This is a genomic window from Winogradskya consettensis (genome assembly GCF_018332715.1).
Classification (GTDB): Bacteria; Actinomycetota; Actinomycetes; order Mycobacteriales; family Micromonosporaceae; genus Actinoplanes; species Actinoplanes consettensis.
Window position 1 is genome coordinate 56,617 of sequence record NZ_BOQP01000056.1, and the last position, 26,520, is coordinate 83,136.

Below are 26,520 nucleotides of genomic sequence, written 5' to 3' on the forward strand. Positions count from 1 at the left end.
CCTGCTCGTCATCCCCAGCCGCCCAGCAGCTTGGGGTCATAGCCCTTCGGCGCGATCTCGGTCGCGTACACGTGGTAGTACCGCCCGCCGCCCGGCTTGAACCGCTCGACCACGCGGGTGACCCGGAAGCGTGTACCCGGCAGCATCAGGATCTCGTCCTCGGACGCGAACACCGAGAAGATGTCGATGTCGCGGCCGCCGTAGCCCTTGAGATCCATGTCCAGCAACATGCCCGGCTTGCCCTCCGGGATGAAGCCGATGCTGGTCTGCTTGTCCCGGCTCGTGCTGCTCAGGTGCTTCATCGAGAACTCGTGACCGGGCACGTAGTCGAAGTTGTACTCGTTGCCACGGTAGACCTGCACGCCGCGGACCGCCGGGAGCATGCGCAGCGCGTCGATCGCCATGTCGTTGTGGATACGCATCTCTTTCCACACGGCGGGGGCGAGGCTGACCAGTCGCTTCTCCATGTCGTACTTCAGGTAGGACATCTCCTTGTGGTCGTAGTAGTACGACGCCGTCCGGTAGCGGGCACGCAGGTCGCGCAGGGTCGGGTCGTAGCGCAGGAAGCCCGCGGTGTTCGACTGGTCGGTCGCGCCGCCCTCGAGGTCCTTGCTGAGCAGCACTGCCATGTCGTCGTACGTGCTCTGCGCGTTCGTGGGTGACTGGTGGTTCGCCTTGTGCGCCATCGCGCCGTTCATGATCCGGAAGTTGCCGCTGGTGTACATCCAGACGCCGAAAGTCTGCGCCTTGCTGATCCGGAACAGCATCTGGCGCATGTCGACGCCGTTGCGCCGCTGCCAGTTGAGCAGGCGGGCGCTCGGATACTTGACGTCCCAGGCCATCCGCTGCAGGTCGTCGTAGAGCCGGTTGAACAGGGCCCGCTCCGTCGAGCCGACCGCGTCGAAGTAGCCGAGCTCGCCGCCCTCGACCCGGCGCCAGTACAACCCCTCGTACGGCGTGTGCTGGCGGCGGGTGTTCGGCCCGAGGTCGCCGGACTTGTTGCCGTTGACGACCTGGTTGGCGATCAGGCGGACGTAGACCTCGTCGGCTTCCTTGGCGCTGGAGATGCGTACGCCGCGGATCGAGGTGTCGGCCATCTCGGCGCCGACCATGGTCTCGCGCAGGTTGGCGTACCCGTTGGTCATCTGGTGACCAGCCAGGATCTGCAGGAAGTCCGTGGTCTTCACGCCGGGCACGTTGAGCAGCCGGAACATCGTGATGGTCCGGGCCGCCCGCCAGGAGATGAACTGGCCCTCGCGGGCGAGCTCCCTCAGCAGCGTCAGGTCGGCACCGTGGTTGTCGTCGACGACGAGCTGCGAGGCCAGCACGTCGCGGCCGAAGATGTCGCGGTTCTCCTTGTCGTTCTGGATGCCGTTCTTCGCGAGGACCGACCGGACCTCGGCGCGGACCGCGGGGCTGTCGATGAAGGCGCGCATCTTCTTGAGCTGCTGGGTCCAGAGGCCGAGCTGGTCGGCGAGCTTCCAGTCCTGGCGGTTGAAGATGTCCTGCACCAGACCCTTGAGCAGGGCCTCGCCCTCGCTGATGTCGGCGGCGGCGCGGTAGAAGTCGCCGACGACGCGTTTGTCGACCTCGGCCAGCGCGCGGTAGTGCGGGTTCTTCTGCAGCCAGGACGTGTTGCCGTACGCCTGCGTCAGCACGTTGTACAGCCGCACCTTGGCGGCCCGGCCCGCCAGCGCCGCCTGGCCGGAGGCGAGGAACGTGGTGGCGAGGTCCCGCTCGTAGTCGCGTTCCCGGCCCGGCATGAGCTGACGCATCGCCGGCTCGTCCAGCAGCGGGCGGCGCGCGTAGGGGCGGCCCCACGGGGCGAGCCGCCGCGCGTCGGCGAGGTCGTCGGTCAATGGGCCGTCACTGAGGAACGTGCGGGGCTCGGCAACCTCGGTGGCGGGGGTGTCGGTGGCTGGGGACTCGTACGTGCGCCAGGCACCGGTCGGCGGAATTTTGGGCCGGGGGCGCCCGTCCGCGTCGTAGCCCGCGGTGCCGGACACGAAGCTGTGACCGGACGGCGAGACCCAGGCGGGCGCGTCGGCGGCGGTGACGCGGGTGCCGGGCAGCAGCCGGGCGAGCTGGGCGGCGTACCCGTCGGGCACACCGGTGTCGCAGACGACCAGGGTGATCGGCTGACCGTGCCAGCGCTTGTCGGCGCGGATCTCGGCGGCGAGCTCGGCGACGGGGACAACCTTGCCGCCCCGGACAAGGCCGTCGCGGGTGCCGTGGTCGTAGAGCGCGTACTCGCCGGGAACCACCGGGGTGACGCGGCCGGCGGGGTCGTCCGCGCTCAGGTGCGAGACGACGACGGTGCCGTCCGGCTCGGACGACAGCCCGGTCTCCTGCTGCCGCTCGGCGCGGGCAGCCAGGTCCGGGGTCAGCGGCTGGTCCGCGGTGCTCCGGGCGAGATACGGCCCGTCGGTCGAGGTGGTCGTGATGGCCGAGACCGGATCCGTCCGGTACGTGTGCCAGTTCCCGGTCGGCGGCAGCTGGGGCCGGGGCCGGCCGTCCGGGGCGTACGCGCTGGTCGCGGACGCGATCGCGGTGCCGCTCGGAGTCGTCCACGCCGTGGTGCCCGCCACCCGGACGTCGGTGCCCGGCAGCAGCTGCGACAGGCGCCGGGCGTAGGCGGGCGGCACGTCCGCGACGAGGTTGACCGGCTGTCCCTGCCACCGTTGATCGTTGCGGAGCCGGTCGGCGAGGACCTGCTCCGAGGGGACGGGACCGGGACCGGTCAGCGTGTAGTTCCCGGCCGGCCCGGTGAACGTGGTCGTGCCGGGGCCGAAGGTGCGGGTGACCGTACGGTCGTTCTGCGGCTCCCGCGTGGTGCCGGTCTCCAGGGCCGGGGTGGGGGTGGCCAGGCGCACGTCCGACGGGACATCGATGCCGACGCGCCACAGGTTGGCGTACATGTCGTCGGAGCTGGCGAAGTCGTAGACCCTCCGGCCCGGCATGGAGGTGCCCGCGACCTCGCCGCCACGCAGCACCTCGAACAGCGAATGGTCGCGGGCGGCGACCATCCAGCCCGCGAGCGCGCCGAGGAAGTCGCGGTCGCTGACGCCGGGCACGTTCAGCCAGCGGAACGCGATCAGCATGCGGCTCGCCGTCAGCGACGGGCCGGCCACGACCGGGATCGCGGCGTCGTCGTGCAGCTGCCGGTACCACTCGCCGGCCGGGTCGAAACCGAAGTACGCGTTGCCGCTGACCCAGTTCAGCGGCAGCTCGGGACCCTGCTCGTCGGGCCGCAGCCAGGTGCGCCACGGGTCCTGGTGGGTGTGGGTGCCGAGGTAGGAACGGGTGACGCCGGTGACGACCGGGCGGCCGAGGGCGTCGCGGACCGGCTCGCCGTCCGGCCCGTGCTCGAGGTCGAGCGTCACGTTCACGGTGTCCGGCTTCGCCAGCAGCGGCGTGACGTCGAGGTTGCCGTCCGGCCCGCGCTCCAGCGTGGACAGCTCCACGGACTCCGACTCGAAGGTGTCGACCGTGAACGTCTGCCCGGGGCGGCGCAGGAACGCGGTCTCGTACTCGCCGAGCCCGTTGCCCATCAGCCGCAACTGGCGCGGCGTCACGGCCTGCGGGCCGCGGACCTGGTCGCGGTGGCTGCGCGGGGTACGCCCGCTGCGTCCCTGTTCGCGAACGTCACCCGCCCAGTCGGCGGACTGCCCGATGATGTTCGGCGGCATGAACGGGTCATGCGTCAACGGCGGCGGGGCGGGCTTGTTCTGGACGGTGGCGAGCGCGTTGTTGACCGTGTGGTGCAGCGGGCTGTCGAGGAATCCCGCGTACCGCTTGAGCTCGGCGGTGTTGAGCCCGAGCCGGTCGGACATCGCCCAGTCCTGGCGGTGGATGATGTCGAGCACCACGTCGGCGAGGCGCTGCTGGCCGTCCTTGCCCTTCGCGAACACGTTGTAGAACGCCCCGTTGTAGTACAGGGTCATCAGCTCGCGCAGGGTGCCGTTCTCGAACACCCGGTGGAAGTCCTCCGGGCTGGTCGCGGTGCCGATCTGGCCCGCGCTGTCCGGCGAGTCGGTGAGGAAGATGCGCGGCATGCCGTCCGCCGGCGGGTTCGGGGCGGCCTGCATCAGCACGTCACGCATCCGGCTCGCGGCCGCGCGTGCCACGGCACGGATCTCCGGCGAGGCGGTCAGGTGCCGGGCCAGGTCCTGCTCGAACTGCTCGGCGGCCTCGACCCGGCTCACCGGCCCGGGTGCGCGGGACGGGGTGTGCGCGTCGGCGGGGGTGATGTCGCGGTCCGCCGGCGGCGTCGGCCCGGCGGTGGCGGCCACGTCCTGGATCAGGGCCAGATCATGATCATTGAGGTACGCGGGCAGCCGATCCGGTGCGTCCCCGGCTGTCGTCGGCAGCAGGTGCGCGTCCCGCCCCATCACACCGGGCCGGTCCGGGGTGCGCAGCAACCGGTCGGGTGAGGAGTAGCCCTCCTTGGCGCCGAGGAAGTGCAGCAGCTCGTGCACACCGGCCGCCGGGCTGTCGCCGATGTTCCAGTTCTGCTGGTCGGTGCCGGTCGCGGGGTCGTCGGTGAGGGACACCGCCGGGTTGCCGGTCGGCGTCTCGGGGGTGCCGAAGGTGAACTCGATGTGCAGCTCGTGTCCGTCGGGGAACGTGTGCCGCCCGTTGACCAGCTCGTCGACGGTCCGGCGGACCCGGTCGGCGTAGTCGCGGCGGGCCTGCGGGGTGGCCGGGCCGGTCAGGTCGAGGTGGACGCCGAACGCGCGGACGGGCGTGCCGTCCGGGGCCGTGAACTCGCGGACCTGGAAGTCGATCGCGGTGTGCTCGCCGCGCAGGTTGCCCGCGGCGGCGCGGGCGTCGGCGGCCGGCGTGAACCGTTCGGTGCTCAAGTAACGCGGCTGCGCGCTCTCGTACGCGTGCTGCCACCGCGTCTGCCGGTCGTGCTCGGCGTACGCGTCCGACCACGCGGTCTCCGCCTGGAAGACGGCCCGGTCGGCGGTCTCGACGTCGGCGTCGTCCGGGTCCGCCTGGGCGAGCGCCCCGTCGAGCCGGGCCACGGCGTCCGACCACTCCTTGCCACGGGCGGCGAGGTCGAGGGCGGACTGCCGCAACTCGGGCCGCAGCGGCCGGCCGGTGACGTCGCGGGCGGCGTCCTCGGCCATCAGCAGCGTGACGGCGTCGTCGACGCGCAGACCGGTCACGCCGGTCCGGCGCGGGGTGCCGTCCGAGGCGGTCGCATGGGAGCGGGCCACGAAACGGAACTCGACGTCGTACGTGAGGGCGCGGGTCAGGTCGTCCGCGGCGTCGGGCTTCGGTGTGCGTACGGTCGCCTTGTCCGTGCTGATCGTCGCCTCGACCTTGAGCTGGCGGGTCGGGTCGGTGCTGTAGATCGGCTGCTCGTAGAACGTGGACGCGTTGACGGCGCCGAAGTCGTGCCGCTCGCCGACCTTGCTGGCGCCGCCGGGGTGGTTGACACCGCCGGTCAGGACCGGGCCGTTCATCTTGACGGCGTACGTGTGCCCCGACGTCTGCTCGATCGTGCGGCTCTGCGGGCGCTTGACGGAGTTGTCGAGCGTGATGCCGGCGTGCGCACCGGCGAACCGCGGCCGCGGCACCAGGCGCGCCTCGACGTGCAGGTCCCGGCCGGCCTTCCCGGGCAGCGGCACCCGGAACGTGCCGTCGAGCATGGCCGGCAGGCCCGCCTTCAGGTTCGCGGGGGTGAGCCCGTCGCGCAGCGCCGCCCTCGTCGCCCGGTCGAGGTCGGCGCCGGACGCGGTGAGTGCCTGCTCCGCGGCCCCGGTCAGGTCGGTCATGCCGGTGTGCACGTGCTCGACGGTGAACCGGGGGCGTTGCGCCGGGCTCAGCCACTTCTCGTCGGCGCTGCCCGTGGTCACCGGTCCGGGCCTGCCCGGATCACCGTCCGGGGTGGACGTGCCGACCCGGGTGTGCATCGTGACGGGGCGGACGGCGTGCACGGTGACGCCGTCGTCGGGCAGCCGGTGACCGGTGACGGTGATGCCGAACCGCACGTCGCCGGTGTAGGTGGCGACCGGGCCGCTGACCTTCATCGACTGCTCGTAGGTGCGGCCGCTGGTGTCGGTCTCGGTCGTGCTGGTCACACCGAGGTTCGCGGTCGCCACGTAACCGCCGCCGACCGTGCCGGTGGCCGGCCCGTGCCCGGTGGTGTCCTGCGCGTTGCCGTCGACCTTGTCCGTCTCGGAGCCCTGGGCGCGTGCGGTGACGGTCACCGAGCCGAACGTCTGCCCGCGCGTACGGGTGTCCGTCCCGGCGACCGCGGTGCTGTCACTGACCGAGAGCTCCCGCACGTGCTGGATGCCCGCGTAGCGCGGCGGTGCGAGGAACTCGGCGTTCAGCGTGACCTGGTACGTGTGCCCCTCGAACCGGCCCTCGAGCCGGATCGGCAGCGTCCGGCCGCCGTTGAGTGCGCCGTCGAGGTGATGGTCGGCGTTCGCGAGGAACGTGTGCAGCTTGCGTACGTTGTCGTGCGGCTGGTCGAGCGACGACTCGGGCAGCAGCGCGAACGCGACCTCCTCGCCGCGGCCGGGCTCGCTCGTGTCGACGGACTCCGCGATGCGCCGGCGCAGATGGGTGATCCGGTCGCTGAGGTCGACCGTGGTGCTGACCCCGCCGAGCCCCAGCGACCGGGTCGGGCCCGCCGGGACGGCAGGATCCACCGGAGGCGCCGGCCGCTGCTGCCCGGCTGCCTGCGACTGGTGCCGCTGCTGGGCGGCGTCACGTTCGGCGGCGTGCCGGGCCGCGAGTGCCGCACGCTCTTCCGCCGGTGCGGTGCGGAGCTGCTCGGCTTCCGCGGCCTGGCGGTGCTGGCGGCGGATGTCCTCGGTGACGCGGCGGTGTTCCTGGTCGTGGCGGGTCAGCTCGTCGAACTGCGCCTCGGTCATCCACATCTGCACGGCGTCCGGCAGCGTGAACGTCTGGCCCGCCCGCCTCGTCCGTTCGCCGGGCAGTACGTCGAACGGGTCGAGGTTGCCCTTGTGCCGGGCCTCGGCGACGACCTCCGCGTCGACGTCGAGCTGGACGAGAACCCGCCGCTCGGGGCGCTCACCCACGCGCAGCTTCGAGACGCCCGCGAGGGACTGGCCCTTGACCCCGCCCCAGCGCCGCAGCCACGGCGTCACCGACGCGATGATCGCCCCGCCCGGCGTGGACGTGCTGCCGCCGTTGTCGACGCCGGACCCGGTCAGCGACGCGACGCCGGTCGCCGACGCGCTGACCTCGAACGAGCGCCCGTGCTTCTCCGCCGTCGTGGTGCCGCCGCTGCGAACGTCCGTGACCTGCTCGAACTCGGAGACGGCCAGCCGCCGCGGGTTCCTCGGGATCAGCCGTACCCCGGCGTCGGCGTCCGCGACGGCGGTCCGGCGCGGGTGCTGCAGATTGCGCAGCGGCACCGGCCGGCTGAAGATCTGCGGGTCGCCGGCGAGCCGGTCCGGTGACAGCGCGTTCGCGATGACCGTGGAGACGCGGCCGTCCGGGAAGTCGTAGATCGGATCCTGGGCGGCATCGACCAGGCTCTCCTTGACCGCGGCCTGCAGATGCTCCGCCCCGATGAACGTCTCGATCCGGGCGCCGTCCAGATCGTGCGGGTACCCGCCGGACTGCCGGCTGATCGGGGTGGGCCGCCCGGTGCGCTCGACGTCGCGGGGTTCGAGGCTCGGCAGCGCCGGCGGGGGCGTCCCGGTCACCCGATGCTCGGGCACGAGGAGCCGGATCGACAACTGCTGGCGGGCCGGCGGGTTGTCGACCTGACCGACGCGGGTGGGCACGCCGCGGCCGGGTTTGCCGGGGAACATGCGGCGGGCGTTGTCGTTCGAGCGTACGGACGACCGGCTCGCCGCCTCGACCCACAGCGTGCCGGCGAACTCCCGCATCGGCTGTCCCGCCGGGGTGCCGTCCGCCTCCAGTCCCGGGCCGTGCTCCGAATGGGACGTGTGGCCCTGGGTGAGGCCGAGCTCGTCGGTGCGGGCCAGCGTGACGCTCGCCTTCGGGCCGCCGAGCAGCGTGGAGAACGCGCGCCCGACCGGGCCCATGAGGCGGGCCTCGACGCTGACCTCGCCGGTGATGCTGCGGTCCCGGGCCGAGCCGGCGGTCGTCTTGCTCTTGCGCCGGTCCGCCGCGTGCAGGTCACCCCGGTCGATCGGGTCGCCGTCGGAGAGATCGGTGAGCCCGCCGCGGACGGTCACCACCGTCGTGTGATCGAAGACGTGACCATGCTTGACCAGCGGGATCTCCAGGCCGGGCCCGACGATGCGGTCCAGCAGGTAGCGCAGCTGGCGGTCGTCGAGCTTCTGCCGGGCGTCGGTGTCGCGGGCCAGGATGGCCTTCACCCCGGCGCTGAGACCCTTGGCGAACTCGGGATCGTCGAACTGGCGCAGGAACGCGTCCGACTCGAGGCTGAAGCGGTGCCGGCCGGGCGTACGGCGCAGGGCATCCGACACCGCCTGGTAGATCCGGTCGCCGCCGCTGAGGTCGTTGATGAACGCGCCGCCGAACGAGCGTCCCTGCTCGATGTGCGCGGGGGCGTAGTACCTGCGGGCGGTGCCGGTGCGGCCGTGCCAGCCGGCGTTGTCGCGGTTCGGGTCGAGCGCGGTGTCGCGTACCCGGTCCTGGGTTGTCCACTGCAGCGTCTCGACCGCGCCGTCCAGGGTGACCGGGTCCCGGCCGATCGTGCGTACCTGCAGGTCGTAGACGGTGCGGTAGCGGACCGCGGGCCCCTTGGCCGACAGGGTCTGCCGGGTGCTGGTCTCCTCGGTGAACTCCTGCGTGTGCCCGCCGGTGCGGGTCGCGGAGACCTTGGGGCCGACCACGACGGTCAGCGGGGGTACGTCGGCGCCGCCGCCGACGGTGCCCCAGAGATTGATCGTGCGCTCCGCGTTGCTGCGGTCCGTGCTCTGGTTGGCGAACGCGGACGTGTCGAGGTGGGTGGCGTCGTCGACGGTCTCGACTGTCTCCACCTGCCGGGCGACGAGCCGCATCTGCAGCGCCTGGTGCCGGCCCGGGAACGGCTTGCGCCACCAGCGGGACGGCGAGCGCAACAGGTCCTCGGACTTCACCCAGCCGTCGTGCCGGTTGCCGGGATCGTGCACGACCATCCGGCCCAGGTTCGACGAGATCGTACCCTCGCTGAGGAACCGGGTCAGCACCGCGCGGCCGGGGGTCCCGGTGCGGGTGAGATCGCTCAGCCCGTTCCCGGCGAGGACGGCGGCGACCTGGTCGAAGAACGTGCCCGCGGTGGGGGCCGGACGGGCGACGACGCTCTCCACGCCGAAACGCTTGGGCGGGGCCACCTCCAGGGGCGGCGCGTCGGGGTCCGGCATCGTCGTGGGTACGGCGGCGAGTTTGGTGGGTACGCGCAGGCGCACGGACGCGCCCGTGGAGCTCGTGCCGAGAACGTTGCCGTCGGCGTCGCGCAGGACCGCGGTGTAGCGGACGGGCACCTTGACCTTGGCCTGGTCGGCGAACTCGACCGTGGTCGTCGTCGTGAACTTGCTGCGGTGCGCGATCGAGTGGGTGGTCTGCGGTGCCACCGGGATACTCGCCCCGGCCCCGACCACGAGGGCCGGTGCGGCGGTGACCGTCACCTTCGGCTCGAGATGCTTGTCCCGGACGTGGCGCACCGAGTGCTCGCTGGTCCCCTCGACCTTCGAGCTCGCCTTCGCGTGGTCGTCGGACACGGCTTCGACCGTCATCGCGGACCAGTCATGCGTCGCGGTGACGGTCAGCTCCGCGGGCCGGCCGTTCACGGTCACCGGGTAGGGCCGGCCGGTGTTGAGGAACTGGTCGACGTCGTCCCGCATGTCGTCGTGGATCGTGTCGAGGGTCGTCGCGTCCAGGTCGACACCGAGGTCCAGCCGGCCCGTCTCGATCGGGTCGAGCTGGGCGGCGACGCCGAGCGTCCGGTTCTCGAGCAGGTACGACGGCATCGTCTGCCGGACGGCGTCGGGGGAGGGCAGCGCCACGTCGCCCTCGGTGGTGATGGCGAGCCCGATCGTGTCCGGGTCGATGTCCTGCCCGGCGAGATCGTCGTCGAAGTGCTCCACGAACCGCGACTCCCGCGGTGCGGGCCGGGTTGCCTGGTCGGTGTCGTGGTCGATCGGCGCGGTCTCGCCGGGGTTGGCGGGCAGCGAAGACGCGGCGGTGTCGGCGATGCGGTCGAGGTGGCGCTGGTGGATCTGGTCGCTGTCACCGGCCATCAGGGAGTCGGTGTGCTGCGTGTTGTTCAGGACGCGGATGTTGTCGACGTATTCGTCGGGCAGGCCGAGGTAGTGGCCGATCTCGTGGGCGAAGTCGAGGTCGTTGCCGGTGGTCGACCAGTTGGTCTGGTCGGTCGGGGGTGCGTCGGTGCCGAAGAGTTTGACGGCGGCGTGGGCGTCGGCGGGGTTGTCGACGAATTCGACGTTGACGTTGAGCTGGTCGTCGCCGATGCGGTAGCCCTGGTTGAACGCCTGGTGGACGGCGTTGCGGACCCGGCTCTCGACCGCTGATCGCTGGTCGCGGGCGTTGCTGTCCTGGGGGTCGAGGTGGACCTTGACGGTGAAGTCCTGGACGCCGTCGAAGCTGCGGTGGTCGTAGGCGATCGGGCCGGCGTAGTGGTCGAGGTTGATGCGGGGGCGGTCGGTGGTCGGGGCGTCCAGTCCGGCGGCCGCGTAGGAGCGGGCGACGATGTCGGGGACGCCGCTGGCGACGGGGGTGCGCTCGATGACGTCGTAGGCGGACGTGTTCGCGGTCCGCGGCGGGGTCGTGGCGCGCTGGGCCGTATAGGGATCGGCCGGGGCCGTCGGAGCCGGGGACGGGTTGCTGCCCCGGGGCGCCGGGCGGGACGAGGAGTACGGCGAGAACGCGATCCGGTCCGTCTCGGTCGTCACGCGGCGGACGTGGACCGTGCCCGACGAGTTCGGGGCGGCGAAGCGGTGCGTGCTGCCGTTCGGGGTGTGGACGATGATCGTGATGCCGAGCGCCCTGGCCGTCGTCGTGAGCACCACGTCGTACGCGTTCCGCAGCCGTTCCCGCTCCCGGCTGTTCCGCTCGGCCCGGCTGGCTTCGGGGACGTAACGGCCCGTGTCCGAGCGCGGGGCACCGATAGCGGCGACGACGAAGTGGCCGGTTCCGTAGCCGTTGCGCGCGCGCTGCCCGGCCAGGCCTTCGAGTTCGGTGGAGCCCGCGTCGCGACCCGCCTGCAGGGTGCGGGACCGGATCTCACCGGCGCTCAGGTTCACGCTCGCCGCGATCGCGTTGTAGACCGAGTCGCTGCGGACCGGCACGTTGGCGGCGATGCTCGCGGCGTTCGCGAAGTCCTGCTGCACGGTGTACGCGGTGTTCGACATGGACAGTTGCTGGGCCGCGTAGAGCTTCTGGCTCGGGGGCAGGCCGACGCTGGAGCTGGTGCCGGGCACGCCGAGCGAGACCGCGGGGCTGAGCGTGTTGTGCGACTGCCCGCCGAGCTGCTGTATCTGGGCGGCCGGCAGGTTGTTCTGCCACGTCGACGTCAGCGGCGCGGCGGTGGACGGCCCGGCGCCTGGGGTGCCGTAGTAGAACGAGCTCGCCGCCGGGTGGTAGGCCGGGGTGGCGTACGGGTTGGCGGTCGCAGCGTTGGTGCTCGCGTACCCGGTGAGCCCGATGCCGGACTTCGCGGCCTTCGGGTTGGACGGCCCGCCCGGGGTCTTGTTCTGCGCGTCGTAGCCGAAGAACCGGCCTGACACCGTGAGCATGCTGGTGTGCGACTGCGGCAACGCCTTGCCCTGGATGACGTCGGCGGCGAGCCGGGACAGGTCGGTGGGCACGGCGGAGTCGGCGTAGTCGATGAGGAAGCCGGACCCACGCTCGGGATGCCGGTTGTTCTGCGAGTCGACCTGGAGCTGGCCCTCCAGGATCTCGGCGGGCAGCTGCCGGACCGACTGGTAGCCGTAGTCGGCGGCGAGCTCCTCGGCGTAGGCGCGGTGCAGGTTCGTGCTGAGCTGCCCGAACTCCGCCGAGCCCTCGCCGAACTGGACCTGGGGGTTGCCGCGGACGAGCAGGCCGTCGACGAACAGGTTGGGCTCGGGGGCGTACGGCAGCAGGGGGTGGATCTGTTTCTGCCGGTCCCGGGTCTGCATGTCGTCCTGGATCGCGGTCGTGAAGTCGCGGACGAACTGGTCGCGGTTGCCCGGGTTGTCGAGCCGCTTGATGGCGTCGCGGATCTTCTTCTGCTGGCTGGAGCTGCCCGCCTTGGCGACCGCGCGCTCCAGCCGCTTGCGGGTGTCGGCGACGAGCCGGTTCGTGTCGCCGACGCGATAACCGCCGGTCAACATCAAGGGCCGGTCAGGATCGTCATCGTCGTACGCCGTGAGCGCCTGGACCTGGTCGAAGATGTGCGACCCGGACGGCGTGGTCCGCGCACCGGTGTCGAAGTCCTGGAACGAGACGTACGGGTACGCGCCGGCAGCCGCGAACCCCTGCACCGCCGCCGCGGTCGCCGAGCTGTTCATGACGGCGTTGCGGCCCCGGCCGTACAGGAAGGCACCGGTCTTGGGGTTGGTGCCGACCGCGTGACCCGTGACGGCGATGGGGATCGAGGCGGCGCTGTCGGCGATCTGCCTCGCCCGCGCTACGGCGTTCTCGAGGTCACGGTTCGTCTTGGACTTGTCGGTGTTGACGCCGACGACGAACGCGACGCGGGTGCCGGGACGCAGACCGGCGACGACGGAGTTGAGAACCCGCGGCAGGTCCTCGACGTCACCGGCGGGAACCATGACGTTGACGACGAACGCCATCGGCGCGCGGCCGTGGATCAGGGAGTTGCGGACCTGCCGGTACGTGCCGGGGTCGACGGTTCGCTGCGCGGACGCGAGCTGCTCGAACGCGGCGTTGTGACCGCCCTGGACCCGGGGTGGCGGCGCGGGCCGGGTCGCGTGGGTGTCGTCGTGCTCGATCGGGCCGCTGTCACCGGGGTTGGCCGGCAGGGACGCCGCGGCGGTCTCCGCGATGCGGTCGAGGTGGCGCTGGTGAACCCGGTCGCTGTCACCCGCCATCAGCGAGTCGGTGTGCTGGACGTTGGTGAAGACGCGCAGACCGTCGACGTATTCGTCCGGGAGGCCGAGGTAGTGGCCGATCTCGTGGGCGAAGTCGAGGTCGTTGCCGGTGGTCGACCAGTTCGTCTGATCGGTCGGTGGGGCATCCGCGCCGAAGAGTTTGACGGCGGCGTGGGCGTCGGCGGGGTTGTCGACGAACTCGATGTTGACGTTGAGCTGGTCGTCGCCGATGCGGTAGCCCTGGTTGAACGCGTTGTGCACGGCGTTGCGGACCCGGTCCTGGACCGCCGTTTCCTGATCGCGGGCGTCGCTGTCCTGGGGGTCGAGGTGGACCTTGACGGTGAAGTCCTGGACGCCGTCGAACGAGCGGTGGTCGTAGGCGATGGGTCCGGCGTAGTGGTCGAGGTTGATGCGGGGCCGGTCGGTGGTCGGGGCGTCCAATCCGGCTGCGGCATAGGAGCGGGCCACTACGTCGGGTACGCCGCTGGCGACCGGCGCGCGTTCGATGACGTCGTAGGCCGAGGTGTTCGCGGTTCGCGGCGGGGTCGCGGCGCGTTGGTTCGCGTAGGGATCGGCGGGTGCGATCGGCGCGGGGGCCGGGTTGGTGCCCTTCGGCGCCGGGCGTGACGACGAGTACGGCGAGAACGCGATCCGGTCCGTCTCGGTCGTCACCCGGCGGACGTGGACCGTGCCCTGGGAGTTCGGGGCGGCGAAGCGGAACGTCGACCCGTTCGGGGTGTGCACGACGATCGTGATGCCGAGCGCCTCCGCGGCGGTGGACAGCACGACGTCGTACGCATTGCGCAGCTGCGCGCGCTCGCGGCTGTTGCGCTCGGCGCGGGTGGCTTCCGGAACGTAGCGGCCCGTGTCCGAGCGCGGTGCACCGATCGCCGCGACGACGAAGTGGCCGTTGCGGTAGTCGTTGCTGGTGCGCTGGCCGGCGAGTGCTTCCAGGGTGCTGCTCGACGCGTCCCGGCCGGCGGCGAGGGTCCGGGACCGGACGTCCTCGGCGGTGATGTTCAGATTCGCGGCGATCGCGGTGTAGACCGAGTCGCTGCGTACCTTGACGTTGCGGGCGATGCTCGCGGCGTTGGCGAACTCCTGCTGGACCGTGTACGCCGTGTTCGACATCGACAGCTGCTGCGCCGCGTAGAGCTTCTGGCTCGGGGGCAGGCCGATGCTGGAGCTGGTGCCCGGGACGCCGAGGGAGACCGCGGGGCTGAGCGTATTGTGCGACTGCCCGCCGAGCTGCTGTGACTGGGCCGCCGACAGGGTGCTCGACCAGGACGGGGCGACGGGCGCGGCGGTGGACGGCCCGGCGCCGGGGGTGCCGTAGTAGAACGAGCTCGCCGCCGGGTGGTAGGCCGGAGTCGCGTACGGGTTGGCGGTCGCAGCGTTGGTGCTCGCGTACCCGGTGAGCCCGACGCCGGACTTCGCGGCCTTCGGATTGGACGGCCCGCCCGGGGTCTTGTTCTGCGCGTCGTAGCCGAAGAACCGACCCGACACCGTGAGCATGCTCGTGTGCGACTGCGGGAGAGCCTTGCCCTGGATGACGTCAGCTGCGAGCCGCGACAGGTCCGTCGGCACGGCCGAGTCCTCGTAGTCGACCATGAAGCCCTGGCCGCGGCTCGGGTGCCGGTTGTTCTGCGAGTCGACCTGCAGCTGACCCTCGCGGATGTCCTCGGGGAGCTGCCGGACGGACGAGTAGCCGTAGTCAGCGGCGAGCTCCTGGGCGTACGCGCGGTGCAGGCTCGTGCTGAGCTGCCCGAACTCCGCCGAGCCGTCGCCGAACTGAACGTCGGAGTTGCCCCGGACCAGGAGGCCGTCGACGAACAGGTTGGGCTCGGGGGCGTACGGGAGCAGGGGGTGGATCTGCTTCTGCCGGTCCCGGGTCTGCATGTCGTCGCGGATCGCGGTTGTGAAGTCCCGGACGAACTGGTCGCGGTTGCCCGGGTTGTCGAGCCGGTCGATCGCGTCACGGATCTTCTTGCGCTGCGTCGAGCTCGACGTCTTGCCCAGCGCACGGTCGAGCCGCTTGCGGGTGTCGGCGACGAGCCGGGCGGTGTCACCGACGCGATAACCGCCGGTCAACATCAAGGGCCGGTCAGGATCATCATTGTCGTACGCCGTGAGCGCCTGGACCTGGTCGAAGATGTGCGCACCCGACGGCGTGGTCCGCGCACCGGTGTCGAAGTCCTGGAACGACACATACGGGTACGTGCCGGAGCCCGCGAACCCCTGCACCGCCGTGGCGGTCGCCGAGCTGTTCAGGACGGCGTTGCGGCCCCGGCCGTACAGGAACGTGCCGGTCTTGGTGTTGGTGCCGACGGCGTGCCCGGTGACCGCGACGGGTATGCCGCTGTTCTGGGTGAGCTGCAACGCGCGCCCGACCGCGTTCTCCAACTGGCCGGTGGTCTTCGTCTTGTCGGTGTTGACGCCGACCACGAACGCGACGCGGGTGCCGGAGCGCAGCCCGGAGGCGATGGAGTTGAGGACGCGGGGCAGGTCTTCGACGTCGCTCGCCGGGACCATCACGTTGACGACGAACGCCATCGGGGCCCGGTCGTTGATCAGCTTGTCGCGGACCTGCCGGTACGTTCCGCTGGTCACGGGGCGTGCACGCGCCGCCAGCTGCTCGAACGCAGCGTTATGGCCACCGGGCACGCGCGGTGGCGGCGCCGGCCGGGTTGCTTGCTCAGCGTCATGCTCGATCGGACCGGTCTCGCCGGGGTTCGCCGGCAGCGACGCGGCGGCGGTGTCGGCGATGCGGTCGAGGTGGCGCTGGTGGACCTGCGGGCTGTCACCGGCCATCAGCGAGTCGGTGTGCTGGGTGCCGAGGACGCGCAGCCCGTCGACGTATTCGTCCGGGAGGCCGAGGTAGTGGCCGATCTCGTGGGCGAAGTCGAGGTCGTTGCCGGTGGTCGACCAGTTGGTCTGGTCGGTCGGGGGTGCGTCGGTGCCGAAGAGTTTGACGGCGGCGTGGGCGTCGGCGGGGTTGTCGACGAACTCGACGTTGACGTTGAGGGTGTCGTCGCCGATCTGGTGGCCCTGGTTGAACGCCTGGTGGACGGCGTTGCGGACCCGGTTCTCGACGTCGGGCCGGGCGTCTTGTGCGGTGTCGTCCTGGGGGTCGAGGTGGACCTTGACGGTGAAGTCCTGGATGCCGTCGAAGCTGCGGTGGTCGTAGGCGATGGGTCCGGCGTAGTGGTCGAGGTTGATGCGGGGGCGGTCGGTGGTCGGGGCGTCCATCCCTGCGGCCGCGTAGGAGCGGGCCACGATGTCCGGGACGCCGCTCGCGACGGGGGTGCGCTCGATGACGTCGTAGGCGGACGTGTTCGCGGTGCGCGGGGGTGTCGCTGCTCGTTGCGAGGTGTAGGGGTCGGCGGGTGCGGCCGGTGCCGGGGTCGCGTTCGAGCCCTGCGGAGCCGGCCGGCTGAAGGCGACGCGGTCCGTGTCCGTCGTGTGGCGCCGGATGTGGACGGTTCCCTGGGCACCCGGTGTCGTGTAACGGTGCGTGGTGCCGTTCGGGGTGTGGACGACGATGGTGATGCCGAGCTCGGCCGCCGCCGTGTCCAGCACGACGTCGTAGGCGTTGCGCAGCTGCTCACGTTCGCGGCTGCTGCGTTCCGCGGTCGTCGCCTCCGGAACGTAGCGGCCGGTGTCGGACCGTGGTGCGCCGATCGCCGCGACGACGAAGTGCCCGGTGCCGTAGTCACCGCGGGTGCGCCGGGCGGCGAGCTGATTGAGCAGCGGACCCTCGGCGTCCCGCCCGCCGCGGAGCACCCGGTCCCGGATCTCGCTCGCGCTGAGGTTCACGCTCGCCGCGATGGCCGCGTACACGGAGTCGCTGCGGACCGGCAGGGCCCGGGCGATGCTCTCGGCGCTCGCGAACTGCTGGCGCACGGTGTTGGCGGTGTTCGACACCGACAGCTGCTGCGCCGCGTAGAGCTTCTGGCTCGGCGGGAGGCCCACGCTGGCGTTCGTGCCGGGCAGTCCGAACGAGATCGCCGGGTTCAGCGTGTTGTGCGACTGGCCGCCGAGCTGCTGCGTCTGGGCGGTGGACAGGTTGCTCTGCCAGGACGGCGTTGCCACGGGTGCGGCCGTCGACGGGCCGGCGGCCGGGTTGCCGTAGTAGAACGAGCTCGCGGCCGGGTGGTACGTCGGCTGCGTGTACGGGTGGGCCGTCGCCGCGCTGCTGCTCGCGTACCCCGTGAGCCCGATGCCCGACTTCGCGGCCTTCGGGTTGGACGGGCCGCCCGGGGTCTTGTTCTGCGCGTCGTAGCCGAAGAACCGGCCCGACACCGTGAGCATGCTCGTGTGTGACTGCGGCAACGCCTTGCCCTGGATGACGTCCGCCGCGAGCCGGGACAGATCCGTGGGCACGGCCGAGCCGGCGTAGTCGACCATGAAGCCGAGGCCGCGGCTCGGGTGCCGGTTGTTCTGCGAGTCGACCTGCAACTGCCCGTCGCGGATCTCGGCCGGGATCTCGTTGCGGCGATACCCGTACGCGGCCGCGAGCTCGTCGCCGTACGCCCGGTGCAGGTTCGTGCTGAGCTGCCCGAACTCCGCCGACCCCTCGCCGAACCGGCTGGCCGGGTTGCCGACGGCGAGCACGCCGTCGACGAACAGGTTCGGCTCGGGGGCGTACGGGAGCAGCGGATGGATGCCGGCCTGCCGGTCGCGGGTCTGCATGTCGTCGCGGATCGCGTCGGTGAAGTCGCGCACGAACTGGTCGCGGTTGCCGGGGTTGTCCAGCCGGGTGATCGCGTCGCGGATCTTCTTGCGCTGCGTCGAGCTCGTCGTCGTGGCCAGCGCGCGGTCCAGGCGGCGCCGGGTGTCGGCGACGAGCTGCGGGGCGTCGCCGATCCGGTAGCCGCCGGTCAGCATCAGCGGGCGGGCCGGCTCGTGGCCCGGAACGGCGGTCAGGTCCTGCAGGCGGTTGATGATGTGATCACCGGACGGCGTGGTTCTCGCGCCGGTGTCGAAGTCCTGGAACGACACGTAGGGGTACACACCCGAGTTCGCGAACGCCTGCACGGCGGACGTCGTGGCGGAGCTGTCCAGGACGGCGTTGCGGCCCCGGCCGTACAGGAAAGCACCGGTCTTGGCATTGGTGCCGACGGCGTGCCCGGTGACCGCGACCGGTATGCCGCTGTTCTGGGTGAGTTGCAGCGCGCGGCCGACGGCGTTCTCGAGCTGGCTGGTGGTTTTCGTCTTGTCGGTGTTGACGCCGACGACGAACGCGACGCGGGTGCCGGGTCGCATGCCTCCGGCGATCGAGCTCAGGACGCGGGGCAGGTCCTCGACGTCGCCCGCCGGGACCATCACGTTGACGACGAAGCCCATCGGTGCGGAGTTCGCGATCAGGGAGTCGCGGACGGCGGGGTAGGAGCGGCCGTCGATCCGTACCTGGTTCTGGATGAGGTTCTCGAACGCCTGGTTGCGGCCGCCCGGGACCCGTGGCGGCGGTGCGGGGCGGGTGGCCTGGTCGGTGTCGTGGTCGATCGGCCGGGTCTCGCCGGGGTTCGCGGGCAGGGACGACGTGGCGGTGTCGGCGATGCGGTCGAGGTGGCGTTGCTGGATCTGGTTGCTGTCGCCCGCCATGAGCGAGTTCTCGTGCTGGGTGTTGTTCAGGACCCGGATGTTGTCGACGTACTCGTCCGGGAGGCCGAGGTAGTGGCCGATCTCGTGGGCGAAGTCGACGTCGTTGCCGGTGGTCGACCAGTTGGTCTGGTCCGTCGGCGGCGCATCCGTGCCGAACAGCTTGACGGCGGCGTGGGCGTCGGCGGGGTTGTCGACGAACTCCACGTTGACGTTGAGGGTGTCGTCGCCGACCTTGTGGCCCTGGTTGAAGGCGTCGTGGACGGCGTTGCGGACCCGGTTCTCGACGTCCGGCCGGGCGTTCTGTGCGGCGTCGTCCTGCGGGTCGAGGTGAACCTTGACCGTGAAGTCCTGGACGCCGTCGAACGAGCGGTGGTCGTAGGCGATGGGTCCCGCGTAGTGGTCGAGGTTGATGCGGGGGCGATCGGTGGTGGGTACGTCCAGTCCGGCTGCTGCGTAGGAGCGGGCCACAACATCGGGTACGCCGGTCGCGACGGGTGCACGCTCGATGACGTCGTACGCGGACGTGTTCGCGGTGCGCGGGGGTGTCGCCGCTCGTTGCGAGGTGTAGGAGTCGGCGGGCGCGGCCGGTGCCGGGGCCGGGTTCGTGCCGGTGGGCGCCGGGCGCGACGAGCGGTAGGGCTCGAAGACGATCCGGTCGCGGCTGTCCGTCCGCCGGGACACGTGCAACGTCTGCGTCGCACCCGGTGCGCGGTGCGTCTGCGTCCCGCTCGGCGTGTGGACCGCGATGTTGAGGCCGAGCGCGTGGGCGGTCACGTCGGCGACGACGTCGTGCGCGCTCCGGAGGCGGTCGCGTTCCCGGGAGCTCGGCGTGACCGGCGTCGACGAGCCGAGCGAGGCGGTGACGAAATGGCCGTTCTGGTACGGCGTGTCGCGGCGCCGGTTCGCGACCTGCTCCAACAGGGTCGCGTCGGCGCGGCGGCCGGCGTTCAGCGTACGAGTCCGGATCTCACCGGCACTCAGGTTGACCTGCTGCGCCAGCACCGAATAGAGCGAGTTCGACCGGATGTCGACGGCGGTGCTGGCATTGACGCTGCTGGCGTTCGCGAACTCCTGCCGGGCCGTGTTCGCCGTGTTCGACAGCGACAACTGCTGGGCCGCGTAGAGCTTCTGATCGGGGGCGACGCCGACGTTCGGGCCCAGCGAGATCGACGGGTTGAGTGTGTTGTGCGACGCACCGCCGAGCTGCTTGAGCTGCGCGGGGTTCAGCTGACTGGCGAACGACGTGGACTGCGCCGGGCCGGACGACGAGATGACGACACCGGTGTTGTAGTACGACTGCCCGCCGGGCTGATAGGACGGCTGGGTGTACGGGTTCGCCGTTGCCGCGTTCGCCGAGGCGTACGGAGTAAGCCCGATCCCGGCCTTCGCCGCCTTCGCGTTCGACGGGCCGCCGACCGGGTTGTTCTGCGCGTCGAAGCCGAAGAACCGATCGGAGACGGTCGCCATCGACGTGTGGTTCTGCGGCAGCGCCTTGCCCAGGATCAGGTCCGCCGCGAGCCGCGACAGATCCGTCGGTACGGCCGAATCCGCGTACTCGACCTGGAAACCGAGACCCCGCACGTCGTGCCGGTTGTTCTGCGAGTTCGCCCGCAGGCTGCCGTCCAGCACGTCCGGCGGGACCTGGCTCAGCGACTGGTAACCGGCGTCCGCGGCCAGTTCCTGCGCGTACGCCCGGTGCAGGCTCGCCCCGAGCTTGTTGAACTCGGCGCCGCCGTCGCCGAAGCGCACCCCGGCGTTGCCCCGGACGACGAGGCCGTCGACGAAAAGGTTGGGCTCGGGGGCGTACGGGAGCAGGGGGTGGATCTGTTTCTGCCGGTCCCGGGTCTGCATGTCGTCGTTGACGGCACGGGTGAAGCGCTGCACGAACTCGGCCGCGTTGGCGGGATCGTCCAGCCGAGCGATCGCCTCGGTGATCTTTCTGCGCTGGTTGCCGCTCGCCGACCTGGCCTGCTCCCGGACGAGCCGCGCGCGGGTGTCCGTGATCAGCTGCGCCGTCGGGCCGACGCGGTAACCGCCGGCGAGCATCAGCGGCCGGTCCGGGTCGGCGTCCTCATAGTCCGACGTCGTCTGCTGCATCCGGTCGAACACGTGCGAACCCGACGGGGTGGCGCGCGAGCCCGTGTCGAAGTCCTGCACGGCGACGTACGGGTAGCGGTTCTTGGCGGCCAGGGCCTCGATCGCCGCGCTCGTCTCCGCCGACTCGAGGACGACGTTGCGGGCGGTGCCGTACGGGAAGTTCTTGCCGTTCATCCCGACGGCGTGCCCGGTGATCGCGACCGGGAACGACGAGTTCGCCACCATCTGGGTCGCCTGGTCCACGGCCTGCTGCAGGCCCGCGTCGGCGCGCCGCGAGTTCGTGTTCAGCCCGACCACGAACACGACGTCGGTGCCCGGCGACAGCCCCGCCACGATCGAGTTGAGCACGGCCGGTAACCGGTTCACGTCGCTCGCCGGGGCGGTCATGTTCACCACGAAGCCCATGGGGCGGCGGTTGGTCACCAGGATGTCGCGTACACCCCGGTAGTTGCCGGGGGTCACCTGCACGCGGTTGTTCACGAGATTGAGGAACGCCTGGTTGTGGCCGCTGCGGACCGCGTCCGGCGCCGGACGCGAGGGCCCGCCGTCCCGCTCGGGCTTCACCGTGGTGTCACCGTCGTTGGCGGGCAGCACCGCCTCGGCGATCTGATTGATCGTGTCGACGTGCTGCTGCGACACCTCGGAGCCGCCGGCCATGAGCGAGTCGGGGCTCGGCGCCGGGCGGCTCAGCACCCGGTCGTCGTTGCTGTCCTCGTCCGGCAGGCCCAGGTAGTGGCCGATCTCGTGGGCGAGCGTGTCGCCGTCCGTGTCGGCCGCCCACTCCGTCTGAGTGGTCCGCGGTGCGTTCTCGCCGAACAACTCGATCGTGGTGTGCGCGCTCGCGGCGTCCGGCACGAACTCGACCGTGACCTGCAGGGGCAGGCCCCTGTTGAAGGCCCGGTCCACGGCCGCTCTGGTCCGGCTCTCGACGTCCGCCTGCTGCTCGCGGGCGGTCGCGTCCTTCGGATCAAGGTGTACGCGCACCGTGAAGTTCTGTACGCCGTCCTTCACCTGGTGGTCGAAGGCGATGTGCCCGTCGACGTGCCCGAGGTTGGGGCGTGGTGCTGTGGTCTCCGGGACGGGCAGACCCGCCTGCTCGTAGGACCTGGCGACCACATCCGGCACGCCGCTGGTGGCCGGGGGGCGTTCGATCACGTCGAAGGAGGTCGCGTACGCGGTGCGGGCAGGCGCGGGATTGACGCCGGTGGAACCGAACGTCCCTCTGGTTGGGGCGTTTTGGGCGTTTTGTGGCAGGGTTGCGCCGGGCACGTGCGTCGGCATGATGTGGAAGCGGCCGGAGTCCGGCAGCGTTGCCAGCTCGCCGGACTGCCCGTCGACGAATACGACGTGCCCGGTGTCCAGCTTCACGACGTTGACCAGGTGCCCGTTGCCCGGGGAGTGCTCGAACGCCACCACCCCGCGCGATCCGGGTGGCAACGAGTCCACCGTGCGCACCAGATCGACGAGCCCGCCGGTGGTCGTGAACTGGCTGCCCATCCGCTGCTCGAGCGTCTTCAGATCCTGGATCGTGCCGGTCTTCGGCGCGGTCATCGGCGGATGCCCGCCCAGCATCCGATCCACGATCTGCACGGTGATGTGACAGTTGGTGTCCTGCGGGCCGAGCTTGTCCGGGTTGATCGCGTCCAGGCCAGGGAACAGGTCGTTCGTGACCGTCGGCAGATCCGCGGCGCGGGCCGTGTCCGGATGCGCGTTCTGCGCGATCACCGGCGGCAGGCCCGGCCCCGGGACGTGCGCGACATGGTTGAGCAGGGCGATCCGCGCGGCCACGACCTGATCGGGCGTGCCGTTCTGCTTCGCCTGGACCAGGTTGTCGCTGAACTGACTCGGGCTCGGCGGCGCGTCCACCATCTCCGAATCGGCGTCCGGGTTCGTCCTCTCGACACCCTCCATCGCCGTCAGGTTGATGCCGGTGTCATTGCTCGTCGCGGTGTCGCTCGCGGTTATGCCGTCGAACGGTGTCACGTCGTTGACGACGTCCCAGCCCTCGTCGTCCACGGCGTCCGGCTGGTAGAGCTGCCAGGATTCGCCGTCGACGGTGCGGATCCCGCCCGGAGCCTCGCTGCTGCCGGCGATGATGTCGCTCTTCGGGGCCACGACGTCGCCCTGGTTCGCGTCGGCCAGCTGAGGGGCGAAGCCGCCCGCGAGCGTGCCGGTGTCGCAGGAGAGCAGGGCGATGGGCGTACCCGGCTGATTGACGACCGTGGCGAGCTGCCCGGGAGTCAGGGCGACGGTGCTCGTGGTGCCGTCCGGATTGCGTACGGGTGCGTGCACCACGTCACCGGCCCCGTGCACCACGACGGCGGTGGACACGCTGTCCGGGATCAACGTCTGATCGCCGAGTGACCGGTAGTCCTGATCGTTGAGCAGCGCGACGCCGGGACGACCGCCCGGCAGGGGCCGGATGTCCAACGGCTTGCCATCCGCCAGCCACGTCCCGTCAGGCCCCTGGGTAACCGTGTCGACCGACGGTGTCGTTGTGGCATCACTGCGCAGCGAGACCCCGGGCGGCTGCGAATTCTTCAGCACCGACACGATGCTGTCGATGGACCGTCCACCCTGGAACAACTGATCCATGTCCGGCGCGATGACCGGCCGGAAACCGTTGTCCAGCAACAGCTTCGGCAGCAGCACGTGCACGTTCAGGCGGCGGTTACCGTCTTCGAACGGGTGGGTGATGTGCAGCGTACGCACGGTGCGGGCAATCGCGGCGAGCTTGGCATCCGGGTCAGTCCCCGCGGTGGTCAGTTCGCCGCGATACTGATCAAAAATCTGGTCGACAAGCGCCGGCGCGTCAGCCCGAAGATAGTTCGTCGTGATGGTGCGCGGCATATCGTTGTTACTGGCGCCGCTCCGGCCCATCAGCGTGCTCGTGAAGGTGACCGGCTTCGCGCCCCGCTGCTTGACGGCGTCCCGCAGATCCATCATCAACGGCCGATCGCCCACCCGATCCGCGAACACATCCGGGCTGACCTCAGCATTACGCACGGGGAACGACGTCGGCCGCGCAAAGTTGCCCCGGCTCGTGCCACCGGTCCAATCCAGGGGCGTCGCCAGGTGCTGCGTCACCGTCTCGTGCATGCCCTTGTACGTCGCCGCGTTCAGGGTCGTGCTGTTGACGGCCGGATTGTTGAGGAACTGCTCGTACGCTTCGACCATCCCCCGCTGGAAACCGGGCGACATGTCATTGTCGTAGAGCGACCCGGGATCGTTCGGGAACTTCGCCTGAGCCTCGGCATGATGCTTGGGATCCAGATACAGCTGCCACCACTGGTCCCGCGGCATCGCATCCCCGAGCAGCGGAGTCGCCCCAGGCGTCGCCGCACCCAGCCGCACACCGTCATTCCGCACCCACGGCGGCGTGTCATCAGCGGTCATATCAATCGCCGAGTCAACATCCGGGGCAGGCTTGACCTCAACCTGCTGCTGTTGCCCGTCTACCTGCTCGGCCGTCTGCTCGTCATCAAAGGAAAGATCGATGGCCGAGTCGGTGTCAGAGTCGATGTCAACACCCTGCGCCCAGGGAGCGGCCTCAGGACTGGCAGGCAAGGAATCCGGCCCCACGGAATCCGGCCCCACGGAATCCGGCCCCACGGAATCCGGCCCCACGGACGGCTGCGCGGCCGACGACGTATCGATGCGAAGCGGCGTCTTCGGCGCCGCATCTTTCGGGTTGCTGTCGGTGGACGGTGTCGGGGTCGCGGCTGGCGCTGGCGCTGGGGTGCTTTGCGGCGCTGTGTTGGTCTGCGGCGCTGGAGTGCTTTGCGGCGCCGAGGTGCTCTGCGGGGTTGGGGTGCTCTGCGGAGTCGGGTCGCTTCCTACGGTGAGGTTGCTTCCCGTAGCGGGAGTGCTACCGGGGGTCGGCGTGCTGTCGGCGTTCGTCGTGCTGTCGGAATCCGGAGCGCTGTCGCTCATGGACACCGCATCAACAGTCAGCCCGCCCGCGGAATCCTGAACAGCCGGTCCCGCAACCACACCCGGCCCAACCTCACTACCCGGCGTCCCCACCGCAACCCCAGGCCCCTGCTCCCCACCCGCCCGAACCGCCGCCGCGGGGACCGTCGTCGCCTGAGTCGTTGTCGCCTGAGTCGTTGTCGCCTGAGTCGTAGCCGCTTGAGTAGTGGGTGCTTGAGTAGTGGGTGCCTGAGTAGTGGGTGCCTGAGTCGTGGGCGCTTGAATGATGGGCGCTTGAGTTGTGGGGCCTTGAGTTGTGGGGCCTTGAGTTGTGGGGCCTTGAGTTGTGGGGCCTTGAGTTGTGGGCGCTTGAGCCGTCGGCGTCTGGCCGGCCGGCGTCTGTACCGTGGACGAGGGACTCACGGGACCCGGCGCTGCCGACTGGTCAGTACTAACCGCCGAACTCGGCACCACACCCGGCGCCGACACCTCAGGAACGGCCGCCGGCCCAGGAGCCACATCACCGACCGACCCGACCCCAGCCACAGGACCCTCAACAGTCACCGGCACCCCGCCCGGCGCCGCTACAGCCGGCCCTGTTGCAGTGGGCCCTGTTGCAGTGGGCCCTGTCGTGGTGGGCGCTGTTGTAGCGGGTGCCGTAACAGTGGGTGCGGCGGTTGTGGGTGCGGCGGTTGTGGGTGCGGGAGTTGTGGGTGCGGGAGTTGTGGGCGCAGCAGTTGTTGGTGCTGCGTTGGTCGGCGGCGCTGTAGTGGTTGGAGCGGTCGTAACCGGAGCGGTAGTGGCAGGCCCCGCAGTTGCCGGAGCCGCGCTGGGCGGCGCAAATGTCGCGGGTTCCGAGTTAGGCGCCGGTGCCGCAGTGGTCGGCCCAGCCGAGACAGGCCCGGCAGTAGTCGGCCCGGCCGAGACCGGCCCGGCTGTAGTCGGCGCCGTTGTCGTCAGGTCAGCATTCCCCGGCGCGGGAGCCGTGACAGCAGGCGCAGTCGCAACTGGCGCCGAGGCAACAGGTGTCGTAGCGCCCTGACCAGCATCGGGCGCCCCCACAACCGCCGGACTGTCAAACCCAGGAAGCCCCCCACTGACACCACCCACCGGGGCAACAACCCCCGCCACCGGCCCCGCACTACCCACCCCAACCGGCCCAGCCGAAACCCCCGGCGTCGGCACCGTGGAACCCGTGCTGCCGGGTGCAGGAGTCGTGCTGCCTGTGCTGCCGGGTGCAGGAGTTGTGGTGCCTGTGCTGCCGGGTGCCGGTGCCGTGGTTCCGGTGCCGCCAAGAGCCGGGGCCGTGGTGCCTGTGCTGCCAGGCGTCGGAGTTGTACTGCCTGTGCTGCCGGGTGCTGGGGTCGTGGTCCCGGTGCTGCCGGGTGCCGGAGTTGTGGTGCTGGCGTCGCCAGGTGCGGGGGTTGTTGCGCCCGTACTACCTGGAGTGGGGGTGGCATTCGCGTCGCCAGGAGCGGGAGCCGTAGCGTCGGAAGGCGCAGGTGCATTGGAACCCACGTCGACGGGGGTGGGGGTGGTCGAACCCGCGCTGGCAGGGGGAGGGCTGGTGATACCCGCGTCAGCATTGGACGGAGCCGGTGCCGGGGTCTCGATGGGAGTCGGCGCGGTGGTCCCTGTCCCGCCAGCCGTTGGAGTACCTGCATTCGCCCCCGCCGGTGGCGGTGCGGTGATCCCCGTCCCGCCGGTTCCTGCGCCGACACCGGTTCCTGCGCCCACACCGGTTCCTGCGCCGACGCCAGTCCCTGCACCAACGCCGGTTCCCGGGCCCGCACCAACGCCGACCCCTGCGCCAACGCCAGTCCCCGCACCGACACCGGTTCCTGCGCCGACATCAGTGCCCGCGCCAGTTCCCGCGCCAGTTCCCGTGCCC

1 protein-coding gene is annotated in these 26,520 nt (G+C 70.8%); it reads right to left on the reverse strand.

Going from position 1 to position 26,520, the window contains the following annotated elements:
• Window positions 1–8: 8 nt before the first annotated feature.
• Window positions 9–24,113: a DUF8616 domain-containing protein gene (locus Aco04nite_RS43390; RefSeq protein ID WP_213003016.1), complete on the reverse strand. Its 24,105-nt coding sequence runs from the start codon at window positions 24,111–24,113 to the stop codon at window positions 9–11.
• Window positions 24,114–26,520: the final 2,407 nt, after the last annotated feature.

Excerpts from the sequence above, each read along its gene's own strand:
- Aco04nite_RS43390 (WP_213003016.1), bottom strand. The coding sequence starts at position 24,113 with ATGACCGCTGATGACACGCCGCCGTGGGTGCGGAATGACGGTGTGCGG.